The sequence below is a fragment of the Uliginosibacterium gangwonense DSM 18521 genome (genome assembly GCF_000373965.1).
GTDB classification, from domain to species: Bacteria; Pseudomonadota; Gammaproteobacteria; order Burkholderiales; family Rhodocyclaceae; genus Uliginosibacterium; species Uliginosibacterium gangwonense.
In genome coordinates, this window is sequence record NZ_KB892834.1 from 416,618 (window position 1) to 433,782 (window position 17,165).

At 58.7% G+C, this 17,165-nt stretch carries 18 protein-coding genes; 11 read left to right on the top strand and 7 right to left on the bottom strand.

Going from position 1 to position 17,165, the window contains the following annotated elements:
• Positions 1-29: 29 nt before the first annotated feature.
• The 7 genes from B145_RS0101935 to B145_RS24065 form a co-directional block, all read right to left on the bottom strand.
• Positions 30-1,532, bottom strand: coding sequence for a helix-hairpin-helix domain-containing protein (locus tag B145_RS0101935; RefSeq protein WP_018604794.1), 1,503 nt, complete (start codon positions 1,530-1,532; stop codon positions 30-32).
• Between the two features lie 8 nt (positions 1,533-1,540).
• Positions 1,541-3,208 (bottom strand): PP2C family serine/threonine-protein phosphatase, encoded by a 1,668-nt coding sequence (locus B145_RS27145; protein ID WP_018604796.1) that lies wholly within the window; start codon positions 3,206-3,208, stop codon positions 1,541-1,543.
• Between the two features lie 3 nt (positions 3,209-3,211).
• A complete protein-coding gene (locus B145_RS0101945) occupies positions 3,212-4,258 on the bottom strand; it encodes a TerY-C metal binding domain-containing protein (RefSeq protein WP_018604798.1) in 1,047 nt (348 codons plus the stop codon).
• Positions 4,259-4,269: 11 nt separating this feature from the next.
• Positions 4,270-4,914 (bottom strand): vWA domain-containing protein, encoded by a 645-nt coding sequence (locus B145_RS0101950; RefSeq protein ID WP_018604800.1) that lies wholly within the window; start codon positions 4,912-4,914, stop codon positions 4,270-4,272.
• A gap of 9 nt (positions 4,915-4,923) precedes the next feature.
• Entirely contained in the window at positions 4,924-5,574 is a 651-nt protein-coding gene (locus tag B145_RS0101955; RefSeq protein WP_018604801.1) for a TerD family protein, read from the bottom strand.
• 124 nt (positions 5,575-5,698) lie between these two features.
• Positions 5,699-6,337: a vWA domain-containing protein gene (locus B145_RS0101960; RefSeq protein WP_018604802.1), complete on the bottom strand. Its 639-nt coding sequence runs from the start codon at positions 6,335-6,337 to the stop codon at positions 5,699-5,701.
• A 35-nt stretch (positions 6,338-6,372) separates the two neighbouring features.
• Positions 6,373-6,861: a phosphatidylglycerophosphatase A family protein gene (locus B145_RS24065; protein ID WP_033405944.1), complete on the bottom strand. Its 489-nt coding sequence runs from the start codon at positions 6,859-6,861 to the stop codon at positions 6,373-6,375.
• 249 nt (positions 6,862-7,110) lie between these two features.
• On the opposite strand from B145_RS24065, the gene B145_RS0101970 reads away from it, so the two are divergent.
• The 11 genes from B145_RS0101970 to B145_RS24070 all read left to right on the top strand — a co-directional run bounded on the left by B145_RS0101970 (position 7,111) and on the right by B145_RS24070 (position 17,145).
• Complete coding sequence (locus B145_RS0101970; protein WP_018604804.1) at positions 7,111-8,133, top strand: TerC/Alx family metal homeostasis membrane protein; 1,023 nt, start codon at positions 7,111-7,113, stop codon at positions 8,131-8,133.
• Between the two features lie 111 nt (positions 8,134-8,244).
• Positions 8,245-8,823, top strand: a complete 579-nt coding sequence (locus B145_RS0101975) for a TerD family protein (protein ID WP_018604805.1) — start codon at positions 8,245-8,247, stop codon at positions 8,821-8,823.
• A 43-nt stretch (positions 8,824-8,866) separates the two neighbouring features.
• On the top strand, positions 8,867-9,442 hold the full coding sequence (locus B145_RS0101980) for a TerD family protein (RefSeq protein WP_018604806.1): 576 nt from the start codon (positions 8,867-8,869) through the stop codon (positions 9,440-9,442).
• Between the two features lie 55 nt (positions 9,443-9,497).
• Positions 9,498-10,832, top strand: a complete 1,335-nt coding sequence (locus B145_RS0101985) for a VWA domain-containing protein (protein ID WP_018604807.1) — start codon at positions 9,498-9,500, stop codon at positions 10,830-10,832.
• A 38-nt stretch (positions 10,833-10,870) separates the two neighbouring features.
• The gene (locus B145_RS0101990) at positions 10,871-11,575 is read left to right on the top strand and encodes a TIGR00266 family protein (RefSeq protein WP_018604808.1); all 705 of its coding nucleotides are present in this window, start codon (positions 10,871-10,873) and stop codon (positions 11,573-11,575) included.
• A gap of 28 nt (positions 11,576-11,603) precedes the next feature.
• Positions 11,604-12,185 (top strand): TerD family protein, encoded by a 582-nt coding sequence (locus B145_RS0101995; RefSeq protein ID WP_018604809.1) that lies wholly within the window; start codon positions 11,604-11,606, stop codon positions 12,183-12,185.
• Positions 12,186-12,198: 13 nt separating this feature from the next.
• On the top strand, positions 12,199-13,218 hold the full coding sequence (locus tag B145_RS0102000) for an ATP-grasp domain-containing protein (protein WP_018604810.1): 1,020 nt from the start codon (positions 12,199-12,201) through the stop codon (positions 13,216-13,218).
• A gap of 38 nt (positions 13,219-13,256) precedes the next feature.
• Positions 13,257-14,408 (top strand): phosphoribosyltransferase domain-containing protein, encoded by a 1,152-nt coding sequence (locus B145_RS0102005; protein WP_245541814.1) that lies wholly within the window; start codon positions 13,257-13,259, stop codon positions 14,406-14,408.
• Positions 14,386-15,141, top strand: a complete 756-nt coding sequence (locus B145_RS0102010) for an HAD family hydrolase (protein ID WP_018604812.1) — start codon at positions 14,386-14,388, stop codon at positions 15,139-15,141. The genes B145_RS0102005 and B145_RS0102010 overlap by 23 nt, the downstream gene beginning before the upstream one ends.
• Entirely contained in the window at positions 15,138-16,232 is a 1,095-nt protein-coding gene (locus B145_RS0102015) for a cysteine protease StiP family protein (RefSeq protein ID WP_018604813.1), read from the top strand. Before B145_RS0102010 ends, B145_RS0102015 begins: the two co-directional genes overlap by 4 nt.
• A complete protein-coding gene (locus tag B145_RS24070) occupies positions 16,225-17,145 on the top strand; it encodes an HpcH/HpaI aldolase/citrate lyase family protein (protein ID WP_018604814.1) in 921 nt (306 codons plus the stop codon). The genes B145_RS0102015 and B145_RS24070 overlap by 8 nt, the downstream gene beginning before the upstream one ends.
• The last annotated feature ends 20 nt before the right edge of the window (positions 17,146-17,165 follow it).

Sequence of the window (17,165 nt, forward strand, 5' to 3'; positions counted from 1 at the left end):
GATTATCCATCCCCTGGCGCAAGGCGAATCTATGACCCCGACATCTGCACCACCAGTAGCCGCCCGCCTGTCTCTTGCGAGAGCAGGATCTGCGCGCCGTCTTCAAGCGCGATCTTGCCACCTATGGGGATATCCTGATTGGTGCGCACGTCACGCATCTGGGGCAGGTGTTCATTGACGAGATACCAGTTGCCCTGATGCTCGACAAAATAGCCTACGCGGCGTGCATCTTCTGCGGAGATTTTTTCATTCGGGAAGATGAAGCGGTTTTCGTGCCAGCGGAAAACCGATTGCCCACTGTAGACCATCACGCGGTGGTTGTCCGGCAGGAACTTGCCTTTGGCATGCGATGAGTAGAGGTTGAGCACCGGTAGCTTGCCACGATGCACGCTGCCACAGAAGGGGCATTTGGGTGACAGGGTGTTGTCAAAGGCATACCATTTCTGCTCGCAGTTGACGTTCGAACAGGGTTGGAGCAGGTCGACCGTCTTGACCAGTGCGGTTTCCCATTCATCGGCGGTGGGGCGTTTGGCCGGGTCATGCAGGCCTTCGATAAAGGCGCGCTCAAACAGGGCCGAAAGATAGGGGCCGGTAATACGATAGGGCAGTTTGCTGGTGTCTTTCCAGGGCAATTCACTGGCCTTGGCGTTGGCAGCCTTGATGCGGTTGGAAGCATCCGTCGGGTGCTCCACAAACAGGGCCTTTTCGCCCATCATCAATTCTTCGTCAAGCTGGGGGTCATTCACGTCATGCACCTTGTCGCCCCTCAAGGGGTGGCGGTAGAGCAGGTACATGTAGATCAGCACGGCCAAGGCATGCAGGTCGGTGGTGCGTGAAGGCAGCTTGCGCTGAGGGTCATCCTTGGGCAAGTGGCTGGTCATCACCACTTCGGGGGCGATGAAATCCGGCGTGCCAATCACGGCAGGGGGATGCTTTCCGGGTACGACCAAGCCGTCGATATCGATCAGGCAGGCTTGCCCGGTGGTAGGGTCGATCAGGCAGTTGTTGTAGCCAAGGTCGGAGTGGCTCAGGCCCGCCATATGCATACGGCGTACTGCACGCGCAAGCATCAGGCATACCTTGAGGTGGCGCATCCAGTCGCCCAACTCGCGGGAGTCGAGGAACTTGGCGCGATGGTTGGGGGTGGCGAACCACTTGCCGACTTTCTCCTTCTTGCGGATGCCGAGCATGTCATTGTTTTTCGAACCGTACTCGAAAAAGAAGCAATCCCGGTAGAAAGGCACCACCACGCCCAGGCGCCCTTCGTGTTCGACTACGGCGGTCGGCCAGCAGTACAGTTTTTGCAGGTAGTCGCCACCTTCCTGGCCGAAGATTTTCTCCCTATAGCGTCCGGTGATCTCCAGCAGACGTTCCTTGGCGGCGGGTTCGGCCTTGTCACGGAAGAAGGCAACCACGTATTGACCATCCGGGCTGAACATCACGTCCTTGACCCCGCCCTGCGCCCGGACTTCGTTGATGAACCGCACGGTGCCGCCATCGCTGGCGGTCAGGGTGATGATTTCAGCAGACATGCAAAACCTCAGTAGATGATTGCGAGCGTACGGTCGTCGTGATTGCCCTGTGACCAGAAATCCAGCCAGCTCAATACCCGCTGGGCCTGTTGACCATCGCGCTGGCTGAGGCTGGCACCGGCCTCCAGATCGGCCCACAGGGCATCCCAGGCTTCGGGGCTGGCCAAGCGGGCTTCGGTTTCGAATTTCGGGTCGGAGACCCCATCGGTCATAAGCAGGAAGGCAGTGAAGTCCTCACACAGGGTAAAGCGCGTGCGCTTGAGCAGCGCCTCCTGGGAAACTTCGGCTGCATCCAGGAAGCGGGTCTGGCCGGAATACTCACCGGCATCCACGTCCCCGAGCAGTTCAATGCCCTGCCCTTGCCGGTACACACCCACGGCACCGTCACCCACCCAATACGCGGCGCATAGCCATTTGGAGCCGAACTTGCGGGCCGCGCCTATCAAGAGCGTTGTGGATAAGTCCTTGAGCGAGCCGACCACTTCGGCACGAGTCTGGGCCTCATCGGTGAGCACTTTCATGGCACGGTAGGCGGCGTGGCCCACCGTGACGTAGAGCGCATTGCGCAGAAGCAGCCGATTGGTCTCACTCCCCCCCTCAGGGGCCGACTGGAGAGCGGTTACAGCGGCGGCAACCTTGTCGCCCCCCTCCCCTGCGAGGGCTTCCTTCAGATAGCTGCCTGCGGCCTGCACGGCCAGTTGCGAACCGCGCCGGGAGGATTTGGCACTGCCCGCCCCATCGGCGACGATGGCAATGTACCAGCCCGTATCCGGGTTGTGGTGGAGGAAGAAGTCGTCGTCGCAACAGCTACCCACATGCGCATGCGAGCGACCGCGTTTGCGCGCCGCCACAATCTGACGAGTCTGCCCGGCAAGCTGCTGGCTGGCTTCGTCTTCTTTCCACAAGGGGTCATTGCGGTCGGAAGGCAGGTTTTTCCACAGTAGTTTGGGGTCAGGATTCACGTACAGACTCAGCTTGCCGGTGCGTTCCGCGAGCGGGGAATCGTCGCCAAAGCGGTAGCGCAGCGGGATGGAGAAATCCCCGCTCAACGCCGGGGTGCCTTGGACCACGCCAGTGCTCAAATCGCAGCTCAGGCCTAATTCTGGCGGAAACAGGATGTCGATAAAACGCAGTTGTGCATTGGCTGGGTCAAAAACAATCGTCTCCTGGAAGGCTTCACTTTGCCGCGCATTGCGCAGGCGGAAGCTGACCGGGGGGCGTTCCCTGGGCACAGGGGGCTGAGGGGCAGGAGCGGGCAAAATGCTCACGGCAGGCTCCGTAACAGGTTGGGGGGAAGATCCTGCAGCACCCGCCTCGGCAACCGGGGCGGGCATTGTGGCGGGAGCAGTCTCCTCGTCTGGTTCAGTGTCTGCCGGAGCGGCAGACACTATGGATTCCACCTCAGCCGGTACGTCGGGCACGGCCACGGGCAAGGTCGACTCGGTCAATGGCTCCGCCGGGGTAGGTAGCACAGGCGTGGCATCAAAGGCCGGTGGCTCCCATTTGGTGACTTCCGGCGGATGATCCGCAGTGAAGCGTTTCCACTCCTTGTGGATAAAACTTTCAAACCCTGCAAAAGTCTTGGCGACCTTGGGATCATCCAGAAATCTGGCGAAATCCTTGGCGCCGTCGCTGCCCAACACGGAAATCAGGAACTGCATGCGTGCGTCTCGCATGCCTTAACCTCTTGAGCGTGTTACGTCAAAATCGCCTTCAGCCATGCTCATGTTCAGTTGTTTCTGGCAGCCTGGGCAGGTGGCTTGGCCTTCGCCCTGCACACAGAAAATCTGGCCGCAACTGCATGCAGCAAACGCGTAAGCCGCGCCGCAATGTGGGCAGCCGGGCGAGCCGATCAGCGATTCGGTGCTGATGGTGCGTGCGCTGGCGCGGGGGTCGGAGAGTTCGTCAAAATCCCGCTCGGCCGCAAACACGCCGACCAGGTTGTAGTGCACGGCATCCATGCGGAAGTCGCGGGTTGCCAGGGCTTGTTTGGCGCGCTCGTACTTGAGGAGGTAGGGCAGCTTGGTGGTCTGGCAACGCCCCTGGATCACCACAAAATCTTCATCCACGGCGGTGGCCTGGGCGATGGTTTCGATTTTCTTCATCACCGAATCATCAAACTTGGCCAAGGAAACTGCGGCGGGTTCGCCCGAGCCGATGCTGCGGCTCTGGGTGCTGACGCTGGCGCTGATCCAGTCGATGAACTTCTTGAAGTCCTGCTCGGTGGCGCTTTCGATGCGCAACACATTGGGCGTAATGGTGGATAGCGCCTCCAGCGAGGCATACGGCCCGATACCGATGGCCACCAGATTGACCCGGGAGGCGTAATGATTCTTCCAGCGTGTGAGCACGGCCGTGGGGTCGTCCGTGCTCTTGCCATCGGTCATCAGGAAGACGAGGGGCTTGAAGTCCCCCTTCTGTTCCGGGGTGGAGCGCTTGACGTTGCGGTCGATCTCGCCCATCAGGTGCTCAAGCGCCGCGCCCATCGAAGTGCCGGAACCCAGGGGCAGGCGTGGCGAGTAGAAGGCGACCAGTTCAACCAGCGGGGTCAAGGTCTTGGCCCGCCCGGCAAAGGCGATCACCGAAAGGTAGGCGGTTTCCAGCGCATAGGGGTCGGTGCGCAGGGTCTTGATCAGGCGTTCCATCCCTTCCTGCAGGCTGCGCAGATTTTCACCCGCCATGCTTTCGGAGACATCTACAACCAGGAATACAGGTAGGCGACGCATACAACCTCTGCTTAGAGCACGATGTTGAGTTCGGGTGGCGGGGGTGGCAGTTCGGTCGCGGCCGAGCGGGTCGCCCCCAGGCTCTGGCTATCCTTGGAGAAGGTGGCCGACACCCATTCGAAGAACTTGCTGAAACTGGCCGCATCCATGGTGTCCAGGCTCACCACATGGTCAGTCAGGCGCTTGAGCTGCCCGGGGTCGGCCTTGGGGCCTGCGGCACAGGCCACGATCTTGGCAAACCCGCAGGACTGGATACGCGGAATCACTTCGGTGTACGCCAGGGTATCCGTCGGCTTGCCATCGGTAAGGATGACCAGGATCGGCTTCCAGTCGCCCTTCTCGGTCGCCGTGGATTTGTGCACATCCCGCTGCACCTGTGCATAAATGTGTTCCAGTGCCTCCCCCAGGAGGGTGGCACCGGAGCGCGGGCAGGTGATTTCGGGCAGGCGCACATCGGCCACCGAGGTCATCGGCAGCACTTCCTTGATGTCCGAGTCAAAGGTGGTGATCGACAGGTGCACACTCTCAAGCGCATACGGATTGCTGCGTAGCGAAGTCAGCAGTGCCTGCAAACCGGCATTGACGGCAACGATGGGTTCTCCATTCATCGACCCGGACGTATCGATGCACAGGTAGGTCAGCAAGCGACGGCTCATGAATGTTTCCTACAGATAGGTTTGTTGGAGCAGGCTGACGAAACTGTCGGTTTCGTGCGGTATGCCAATGGCACGGAACTGCCAGCCATCGCCCTGGCGGGTGACTTCGGCAAAGGTCATCGAGCAATAGCGCGCATAGGCGGCATCCCCACTGACATCAAAACGGCAGATTTCCTTGCCCTTGGCATCCACGGCGCGGATAAAGGTATTCTTGATCTGGCCGAAAGATTGCTTTTTCTGCTTGCCTTCGTAAATCGCCACCAGAAAAATGATGCTCTCATATTGCGCAGGCATCTGGTCGAGCTTGACGATGATCTGCTCGTCGTCCCCATCACCGGCGCCAGTGCGGTTATCCCCGGTCAGGTAGATGGCGCCAGAGGGGTGGCGTTGTGAATTGAAGAAAACCACGTCCCCGTTGATCAGCGTGGGCGAGCCCGATGCGCTGGCATCCCCAAGACTGTGGACCTTGCCATCCTTGCCCAGCAAAAAGGCGATGGCGTCCAGGTCATGATCTTCAGCTTCGCCGCCGAACAGGGAGCTGAGAAAACCCTTCTTCTGTTCTGCCACATCCCAACCCAGGCCGATGGTGACCGAGGACAGATCGAATTCTCCGTCTTTGCGCAGGCTTACGCCCTCGCCCTTCTTCAAACTCACGCCCATCTTTTACCCCCTTGTTGCAATAGCAATGAAAACAAGCATTCAGGAATCACACCCAATCAAGTATTTTGCATAATCATTATAGATATCGCAAATTCATAGAGACTGAGCGCGTGCGCCACACATTTCACATCACCACATTGACTTCAGGTGGCGGTGGCGGAAGGTCATCCAGACCGGCCACATCTTTCTTGGCCAACTCCACCTTCTGGCTGGACACGGAAATGGACGAGGACACCCACTTGAAGAAGCTCTTGATCGAATTGCTGTCGGCAGTATCCAGATTGACCACGATCTCGGAAATCCGCTTCAGCGAACTGGTATCGGCAGACTGCCCGGCAGCACAGCACACGAAGGTGCCAGTCTTGACGGTGGCCAGCGCCTTGATGCCGGGGTTCAGATCATCGGTTGGGGCGCCATCACTGAGCAGGAACACCACCGGCTTCCAGTCCCCCTTCTGCTCGGCGGTGCCTTTCTGCACTTCACGCTTGATGCAATCAGCCAGCAGCACCAGGGCTTCACCCATGGCGGTGGTGCCCGAAGCGGTCAGTTCGGGGCTTTGGAACTGGGAAAGCTCGGTCAGCGGCACGAGTTGGCGGGCTTCACTGGCGAAGGTCAGCACGGAAACGTAGGCGGTTTCCAGCGCGTAGGGGTCTTGACGCAAGCTGGTGATCAGCATCTGCAAACCGTTCTTGACGGCTTCAATCGGCTCACCAAACATCGACCCCGAGGTGTCGATCACAAGGTAGACAGGTAGACGTCGCATCGCTCAACCCTTCAAGAAAAAATCAAGAATAAATGTCACTTCCCTGCCCAATGCCAGAGTGCCAACCCGCCCAGCATCACGGCAATGGCGTAGATGGCGGCCAGAAAATCGTCAAACATGACACCAAAGCCGTTCTTGAACCGGGCATCGGCCAGATGGATCGGCCAGGGCTTGAGCACATCAAAAAAGCGGAACAGCAGAAAAGCAGCAATCCATGCCCACCAGGTAAACGGGGCGCATAACAACACCCAGGCAAAGGCGACGATTTCATCCCACACGATTGAGCCATGATCGGGTACGCCAAGCGCGCGGCCCGCCTCATCGCAGATCCAGCAGCCCAGCGCAAAACACAGCACCAGCACCACCGACCACGCCCACACGGGAAGCCCGAGCAGTGCCCAGGCCAATACAAAACCGCCCAGCGTGCCAAAAGTCCCTGGCGCCACAGGCGCGAGACCCAGGCCGCATCCCAGCGCGAAAAAACGATGGGGACGGGAAACTAGAAATTGAAAAGTCGGCTTAATTTTGGTGCGCTCCTATCAGCAATCATTACGGAAATAAGTCCTGGCTTGAAACTTGCGCAACCCATACAGGTCAAAACACGCCGCCTCATATCAAACTATGTAATATTTAGGCGCAATACTGCACCGCCGAACGCATCTAGGCAACCCTCCACCAATCGGACGGTTGCTGGCGCCCGATCGTCATGTGCGGGGATGCGCTTGTCTTTTACAGGTGGGCATGCAATATTGCACTTTTAGGAGATTAATTTCATGCAGCATTTCGGCTTTCCACTTGAAGCCCTTGTGATTTTCTTTGCGGTGATTGCCCTGTCTGTCTATCTGGATCTGGTGGCCCACCGCAAAGCCACCGAGATCACGATGGCGGATGCCGCCAAATGGTCGGCTTTCTGGATCACCCTTGCCCTTTTGTTCTATGGCTACCTGTGGGTTCGCTTCAGCAAAGGTTGGGCGGATCTGTATCTGGCAGGTTACGCGCTGGAAAAGAGTTTGTCTGTGGATAACCTGATGGTATTCATGGCCATCTTTGCCTCGTTCAGCATCAAGGACGTGTTGCAACACCGCATCCTGTACTGGGGGATCATCGGCGCATTGATCTTCCGCGCCATTTTCGTCTCCATCGGCACGGGCCTCTTCATGGCCAGCCCCTGGGTCGGCTTTGTGTTTGCCGCCTTCGTGCTGTGGAGTGCCGTCAAAATGCTGCAATCCGGTGGAGATGATGATGATGAAGTGGAAGATTATTCCGACCACTGGAGCGTGCGCGTAACCGGCAAGCTCATGCCCATCTACACCCGTTTGCACCTGCACCGCTTCTTTATCCGCCACGATGAAGTGATCTCCAACGGGATGACGTCAGCCGTCACCCGCAACGGCTTGCTGTATGCCACCCCAGCCTTCCTGTGCCTGATGGCGATTGAAACCTCGGATATCGCCTTCGCCTTCGACTCCGTGCCCGCCGTCATCGCGGTCACCCAGGAGCCCTTGCTGGTGTACGCTGCCATGATCTTCGCCATCCTGGGGCTGCGTAGCCTGTACTTTGTGCTGGCTGCATTGACCAAGTATCTCGCCTACTTGGAAAAGGCCGTGATCGTGCTGCTGTTTTTCATCGGCTCCAAGATGGCGCTGCAATCCTGGAACCACGCCGTCTCGGATACCGGCATCGATATCTCTCCGGGGGTAAGCCTGGGGATCGTGCTAGGAACCCTGGCAGTCGGGATCGTGGCTTCACTGCTGTTCCCGCCCAAGGAAGAGGCGGAAGAGCAAAGCAAAAAATAAGTCTGGGCTTGCAAGCCTGGACACGCGCAGGCCAGACGGCGTGATCAACACCCCGTTTGGCTGTAAAAACAACTGCGCAGATCGAACTAGATTGAATGGGAGTTGTCTGAAATGGCCTTGTCACTCAAAAAGGGCGAAAACGTTTCTCTGTCGAAAGCCGATGTCAGCCTGAGCAATGTGCTCATTGGCTTGGGCTGGGAAGCGCGCACGACCAATGGCTTGGATTTTGACCTGGACGCGAGTCTGTTCATGGTGGGCGAAAATGGCAAAGTGCAAAGTGACGACTGGTTCATTTTCTACAACCAGCTCAGCTCACCTTGCCGCTCTGTTGAACACACCGGAGACAACCGGACTGGCGCGGGTGAAGGGGATGATGAAGCCATCAAGGTAGCCCTGAACAAGGTACCCGAGCATGTCAGCCGACTGGTCATTGCCGTGACCATCCACGAAGCCGAGGCACGCAACCAGAACTTCGGCATGGTGCATGATGCCTTTGTGCGGCTGGTCAATTCGGATACGAACCAGGAAATCCTGCGTTTTGATCTTTCAGAAGACTATTCCACCGAGACCGCTATGGTATTCGGTGAAATCTACCGCCGGGGTTCGGAGTGGAAATTCCGCGCCGTCGGACAAGGCTACTCAGGCGGCCTGTACGCACTGTGCATGCAGTACGGCGTGAATGTCACCTGAGCAACTACTTTTCATCTCATATATCGAGAAGGAGCGTTAAAACATGGCAATCAGTCTGCAAAAAGGCGGTAATGTCAACCTGAGCAAAGAAGCTCCAACCATGACGAAGATGATCGTCGGCCTGGGTTGGGATGTGCGCGCTACCGATGGCGCCGGCTTTGACCTGGATGCTAGCGCCTTCATGCTGAATGCATCGGGCAAAGTTCGCAGCGATGCAGATTTCATTTTCTACAACCAGCCCAAGTCCTCCGATGGTTCGATTACGCACTCGGGCGACAATCGTACTGGTGCGGGTGAAGGGGACGACGAATCGATCGTCATCGAACTGGGCAAGGTTCCTGCCGAGGTGGAACGCATCGCCGTTTCCGTCACGATTCACGACGCCGAAGCCCGCAAGCAGAATTTCGGCATGGTCGCCAAGGCCTACATCCGCTGCGTCAATGCAGCGGGAGACGTTGAAATCGCCAAGTACGACCTGTCTGAAGATGCTTCCGTCGAAACGGCGATGATCTTCGGCGAAATCTATCGCAATGGCGCTGACTGGAAGTTCAAGGCTGTCGGCCAAGGCTTCCAAGGCGGGCTGGGCCCCCTGGCCAAGAATTTTGGCGTAAACGTCTAAATTCCACTCCCGGCACGGCGCGTGGCGCGCCGTGCTTTTTTTTGGTCTTTTGCCCATGCAAACCCTATCCCGTGGCCAGCGCCTGAAGCTTGCCGATCTTGGCTTACCCAACGGTAATTTCAGTATCAAGCTGGAATGCAACAACGCCGGGCTTACCATCGACAGCGCCTGTTTCGGCCTGGATGCGGCACGTAAGCTCTCTGATGAACGTTACATGACGTTTTTCAACCAGCCGGCAAGCCCCTGTGGCGGTGTTCGGCTGGCGGATGCCAACCGCTTCGAATTCCGGCTTGCCGCCCTGCCCGGCTCGATTCATGCACTTGTCCTGACCCTGGCCATTGACGGTAACGGGGTGCTGGGCAGCCTGGGCAACAGCCGCGCACAAATCGTAGATGATGCCGGGCAGGTGGTGGCGAGTTTCGATTTTTCCGGTGCCCTGTTCAAGGATGAGCGGGCGGTGATGCTCATCGAGGTGTACCGCAAGGATGACCATTGGCGCCTGAGCCCCGTTGGCCAAGGCTTCAATGGAGGGCTGGATGCGCTGGTGACCCATTTTGGTGGAGAAGTGGCCTCCTCTGCGCCAACTTCGGCCCCGGCAGCGCCCAGCGCGCAGACTGCGGCCAGGGTATCGCTGGACAAGCGTATCGAAAAAGAAGCGCCGCATCTGGTCTCACTGGTCAAAAAAGCCAGCGTGAGTCTGGAAAAGGCCGGACTGGGTGCCCACCGCGCACGGGTATGCCTGTGCCTCGATATCTCCGGCTCCATGCATTCGCTCTACAAGAGTGGCGCAGTACAGAAGTTTGCCGAGCGCATTCTGGCTCTGGGCTGCCGCTTTGATGACGATGGCGAGATTGATGTCTTCCTGTTTGGCGCCAATGTACATCAGCCCGACCCACTGGGGATCGGCAACAACCGCAATTACATTGAGTCCCTGATCAAAAAGTATCCACTGGAAGGCGATACCCGCTATGGGCGCGCCATGCAGGCCATCCGTGAATACTATTTCCACAAGACCCCTGCCACCGGGCCGCAGCAGATCAAGAAGGCCGACACGCCGGTGTATGTGATGTTCGTCACCGATGGTGGCACGGCTGATCAGCCGCTGACTGAGCGCCTGTTGCGCGAATCCAGCCACGAACCGATCTTCTGGCAGTTCATGGGCATTGGCAAAGGGCGCAAGTCCAAGAGCAAGGCATTGAGCTTCTTTTCAGACTCGAATTTCCCCTTCCTGGAGAAGCTCGACGAACTCAGTGGCCGCCTTGTGGATAACGCGGCGTTCTTCAGTGTTGAACATCCTGAGGAACACCCGGATGAAGCGCTGTTTGACCTGTTGATGGACGAGTATCCCGAGTGGGTCAAGCTGGTTCGCGGCCACGGCATGATTCCCTGACCGCTCCCCCCACATTCTGCAATCAAAGAGGTGCCCAGATGCCTGTATTTACCGTCACCGGTGATGTAGATCCCTTCCTCCACGTATCACTGCGCAAGGGGGAATCCATCTATTGCGAAAGCGATGCCATGGTCATGATGGAAGACGCCCTTGACCTTGCCGGCAAGATGCAAGGTGGCATCCTGCAAGCTGTGATGCGGCGCTTTACCAATGGTGAAAGCTTCTTCCAGCAGCACATCACCGCCACCCGTGGCGATGGTGACTGTCTGCTCTCACCACGCTTGCCGGGCGGCCTGGAAGTGCTGGATGTGGGTAATGTGCAATACTGCATCTCCGACGATGCCTATGTTGCGGCGACCGATGGTGTGCAGGTGGTGGCCCAATCACAAGGCATTGGCAACGCCTTGTTTGGCGGTACAGGCGGCTTTTTCATCGGTCGCTCCAGTGGCACGGGCAAGCTGGTTGTCTCCGGCTTCGGCTCGATTTTCACCCTGGATGTCACCCCCGAAAAGGGCATGACCATCGACAATGGCCACGTGGTGGCCTGGGACGCGAACCTGCGTTATGAGATATCCACATCCACCTCGCAAAACAAGGGCCTGCTTGGCAATCTGGTCAACAGCGTGACCAGTGGCGAGGGGCTGGTTTTGAAGTTCTCGGGGCGCGGACGTGTCGTCGTATGCTCACGGAATCGCGGCACCTTCATTTCATGGCTGAACTCTCAAATGGGTTCAAAGAGCTGATCACACCACGGTTACATAAGGAGCACACATGTCAGTCGATCTGCAAAAAGGCCAGAAAATCAGCCTTGCCAAGGAAAACGGCGGCGCCCTGTCTGTTGTTGTGATGGGTTTGGGTTGGGATGTTGCCGAAAAGAAGAGCTTTTTCGGCTTTGGCGGTGGCAGCCAGAGCATTGACCTAGATGCCTCCTGCCTGATGTTTGACGAAAACCGCAACCTGCTCGATACCGTATGGTTTTGCCAGCTTGAGAGTGAAGACGGCAGCATTGAGCATACCGGGGACAACCTGACAGGCGCTGGTGACGGGGACGATGAACAGATCATCGTCAATCTCGATAAAGTGCCAGCCAATGTGAAATCCCTGGTATTTACCGTCAACAGCTTTCGCGGGCAGACCTTTGCTGAGGTCAAGAACGCGTTCTGCCGGATTGTGGATCAAGCCACCAACAAGGAAGTCGCCCGCTACAACCTGAGTGCGCAAGGCACGCATTCTGCACAGATCATGGCAAAATTGTATCGTCATAACGGTGAATGGAAGATGCATGCCATTGGCGAGAACGGCAACGGCAGAACGTTTGAAGACCTGATGCCGCAAATCCTTCCACACCTATAATCAAGGCAAGTACATGCGAGTCTGGTTCAACAAGACATTTTCTTCCATTCATTCTGCATTACGTCTTATCCGCGAGGCTGATGTCGAGGGGCGTTACGAACTGCTGGCGTCCAGCCCGAACCCGCATGCACTGGTCAAGCTGGTGGCTCATCAGTTCTTTGATGAGCCCTCCAAGCTCACAGGCGCCGACTATGTGGATTGGTGCGAGCGCTTTTGCGTCGAGCACAATATCGGCATCTTCGTTCCCGGCAAGGAAGCTGCGCTGCTGGCCGAGTCGCACGAGCGCTTTGCGCGCATCGGCACCCGGATCATGAGTTGCGCGAGCCACGCCAACCTGGAACTTATCCACAACAAGGGGCAGTTTTACGCCACCGTAAATTGTCCACAGGCCCCTTCGGCTGAATATCTGCCCTGCACGAACATCGACGAGTTCGACCACGCCTACGCGGAGTTGGGCAAACGCCACGAAGCCCTGTGCCTCAAGCCTGCGGTGTCGGTGTACGGCATCGGTTTCCGCCGGATTCGTGAAGATCGCACCGCATTCGACATCTTTGCCGGTGGGCACGAATACCAGATTGACCTCGCTTCGCTGCGCACCATGCTGGCTGCCCAAGGCAGCTTCCCGACCCTGCTGGTCATGGAATATCTGGCCGGGCATGAATTCAGCGTGGATTGCGTGGCTGACCACGGCAGCCTCAAGTGCGCGGTGGCCCGGCGCAAGCCTCTGGGGCTGAATGTCGGGCAGATCATTGATACCCGTGAGGATATCCAGATCGCCTGCCAACAGATCACCACTCAATTTGGCCTGAACGGTTACGCCAATATCCAGTTCAAGGAAGGGCGCGATGGCCTGCGCATCCTGGAGATCAACCCGCGCATGTCCGGCGGGGTCGCCATGGCCTGTCTGGCAGGGCCGAACCTGCCTTATCTGGGTCTGGCAGGCTTTGATCAGGGCTACGGCATGCTTTCCATTCCACCGATTGCCGAAGGCATGCGGGTAGGTGAATACAATCAGGCAACGGTGTTCTCGTGATAGCGCTTTCGACTCCTTCGCACACCGAGACGCGGATAGTGGGCGACCTACCCCTGGGGCGCCTGGAAGTAGCTGTGGATAACTCGGAGCTGGCGCCGCAGGATCTGTTCAGCCTTGCCACCCGGAACAATCCCAAGCGTGCCTTCCTGTTCGTCTCCCACGTGCTGGGCAAGCATCTGGCCGTTACCCCCGCAGCCATGGCCGATGTGCATGTGCGCATCGCCCGGCGCATCCCGACGCTGCCGCAGCCCATCGTCTTTATTGGCATGGCGGAAACGGCCACCTGCCTCGGGCAAGGTGTATTTGAAGCGTGGCGGCGTGAGCACCCTGAAGTAGATGCACTCTACCTGCACACCACCCGTTATGAGGTACCGGGCAACACCCCCATCCACTTTGAGGAAGCCCATAGCCACGCCCCGCTGCTGTGGCTGTACGAACCCAAGGATGCGGCCATCCGCGCAAAATTCCAGCAGGCGCGTTCCCTGGTACTCATTGATGATGAGATCAGCACCGGCAACACCTTTGTGAACCTCACCCACGCCTGCCGCAGTCATGCACCGGCCATATCGCATGTGCATTTCGCCGCGATTACAGATTTCACTGGTGCGGCCCGCCGCGCTGCGCTGCACGAGCGGATTCCGGCGCAATTGAGCGAAGGTGCGCTGCTCTACGGGCAATGGCAGTTCGAGCCCAATGGCAAAATTATCCACAACGCGCCTGCCGCCCAATCGGGTGCCGCCAACGTCCCCCATTTGCAGGACAACGGTTTTGCCCGCCTGGGCCGCACCAGCTGCGTGAGCTTGCCGCCCCAGGCTGTGGATAAGATTGCCCAGGGCATCCGGGCTGGCGACAAGGTGCTGGTGCTGGGCAGCGGTGAATTCATGCACGCCGCCTTCGTGCTCGCGCGCGCCTTGCAGCAGGCCACCGGGGCAGAGGTGAAGATGCATGCCACCACGCGTTCGCCGATTGTGCCCTGGGGGCCGATTCATACTGTCATGAGCTTCCCGGACAATTACGGCGAGGGGATCACCAATTACCTCTACAACTACCACGCAGGCCAGTACGATCACTGCTTCCTGTGCCACGAAACCGGCCCCAACCCGGCCTTGACTGAAACCGCCCGCCTGCTGGGCGCCCGCTTGCTGCATTTCCGTTCGGAGTTCGAGATTGAAGAAAATCCTGTTTGCTGATCTGGACGACACGCTCTTCCAGAGCCATCGCAAGATGAGCCCGGCACAGGATTGGCGCCCGCTGGCTTTTCTTTCTGATGGCTCGGCCATCTCCTACGCCAACCCGCAGCAGCAGGCGATGCTGGAGCTGTTCATGCGTGAGATGACGGTGATCCCCGTCACCGCCCGCAATCACGATGCCTATCGGCGTGTGGATATCTCTTTCCAGGCTGAAGCCATCATCAACTACGGTGGCATCATCCTGAATGCCGATGGCCAACCCGACCCCATCTGGCAAGCAGCCAGCGCGGCAAAAGCCGAAGCCAGCCAGGCCGATCTGCAGCGCTGGACAGACGCCCTGCTCGCTGAAAGCGAACGCCTGGGGCTGGATCTGCGGATTCGCCTAATTCGGGACTTCGACATCCCCTTCTACGTGGTCGCCAAGTCCAGCTCCGGCAACGATGCTGCTGTGGCCGTTGCGGCTGAATTCTGCCTGCGCGAACGCGAAGCGGGCCACCTGCCTGACCTCTACATCCATATCAACAGCAACAATCTGGCGCTGATCCCGCGCTGGCTGGACAAACGCCATGCTGTGGATAACTTGCGCCAGCGCTATGCGGAGGCAGGCCATCAGGTACTCAGTTTCGGGATGGGTGACAGCCTTGTGGACCTGAACTTCATTGGTGCCTGTGATTACATGATCGTCCCCGCCGCCAGCCAGATTGCGGCCCTGCGCCTGAGGGGAGAGGCATGAGCTTCCACGGTAGCTACCGCCCGCAAGACGTTGAATTCCTGCTCAAGCCGATCCCGGTCACGATGATCGAGGATACGCGGGAGAAGGAACGCCTCATCCAGTCCGGCCAACGCCATTACAGCGAGATGCTCTCGCCCGAGCGGCTGCCTTCGGAGCGCTACCGCCAGCTCTTCCTGCAGGCGCACGCGATGAACCGCACGCGCATGGCCCGAGATTGCCTCACCCTGGCCCAACTCATCCGCCAAGAGGTCAGAGACGCGCCCACGCTCGTCTCACTGGCCCGCGCAGGCACGCCGGTGGGTGCCATCCTGGCCCATCTGCTGCGCCAGCTCACCGGCCAGCCCATCGCCCACTATTCGGTGTCGATCATCCGGGATCGCGGCATTGACGCCAACGCCCTCAATACCATTCTGGCGCGCGGCGCCAAGCCCGAATCCATCGTCTTCATCGACGGCTGGACGGGCAAAGGCGTCATCACCGCCGAACTTGAGCATGCAGTGGGTGCATACAACCGCAAGATGGGTGCGGCGATCCGGCCTGATCTCTACGTGCTCGCGGACCTCGCAGGCAAGGCCCATTGTGCGGCCACAGTGGAGGATTACCTGATCCCCTCCTCGATCCTGAACGCCACCGTCTCTGGCCTCGTCAGCCGTTCGGTGCTCAACCATGCGATTGGCCCCCAGGATTACCACGGCTGCGTGTATTTCTCCGAATTTGCCGACGACGACCTCTCGGTGTGGTTTGTGGATGAAATTGTGCAGGCTGCGCAAACTTTGCTGCTTGAACCCCAGGCTGTGGATAAGTCTGCCCCCATCGACAAGCAGGCCCAGTCACGGCAAAGCGACGCCTTTATCGCCACTGAAATGGCCCGCTACGGCATTACCGACCACAACCTCATCAAGCCCGGGATTGGCGAAGCCACGCGCGTGCTGCTGCGCCGCCTGCCAGACCGCCTGATCGTGCGCGACCGCCAGTTCCCGGCTGTGCAACATTTGATCGCCCTGGCGCAGGAAAAGAACGTCCCCATCGAAGAACGCCCCGATCTGCTGCTTAACGCCATATCCCTCATCAGGAGTGCTTCCGATGCGTAATCAACCCATGCTCGGCGCGAGCCTGTACGTTCCGGCCACCCACCCTGATCTGGCCCAGATCGCCAGCGCGCAAAAGCTCGCCAACGTGCGCTCGCTCATCTTCTGCACCGAAGACTCCGTCGCCCCGGCTGACTTATCCACAGCGCTGGCCCAACTCGCTGAGGCACTCCCCCAACTGCAAGCCCTTGAAGGGCGCCTGCGCTTTGTACGCGCACGCAATCTTGAAGTACTCAGGCAGATATTGGCCATGCCCGGCATCGAACGCATTGACGGCTTCGTGCTGCCCAAAGTAACTGCCGACAACATCGACCACTACATGGCGCTGATTGCCGCCGCAGACAAGCCCCAATACTGGGTGATGCCCACGCTGGAAACCCGCGAAGTCTTCAACGACCACGATCTGCAACAACTCCTGCGTCGCATGGACGGCGCACAATGGCGCGAGCATATCCTCAGCCTACGCATTGGCGGCAACGACCTGCTCTCGCTACTGCGCATGCGCCGCCCGCGTGGACACACCATCTACGCCACCCCCATCGGACAGGTGATCTCAAGGCTCGCCACCACCTTTATCCCCTACGGATTCTCACTCACCGCCCCGGTCTTCGAGCATCTGGACGACACGCAGACCCTGTACCAGGAAATCGAGCAAGACCTCAACCACGGGCTCGTCGGCAAAACCGCCATCCACCCCAGCCAGGTTCCGCTCATCGAGCAATGCTACCGCGTGCGTCCGCAAGACGTGGAGGCCGCCACCCGCATCCTCCAACAAGATGCCCCCGGCGTATTCCAGATGCACCAATCCATGTGCGAACCCGCCACCCACCGCCCCTGGGCCCACTCAATCCTCGCCGCCGAACGCTGCTTTGGTCGCGTGGAAAACAAGCACACACCGCCCCAGGTGCCCAACTAGGGCAGCACACATCAGGGACT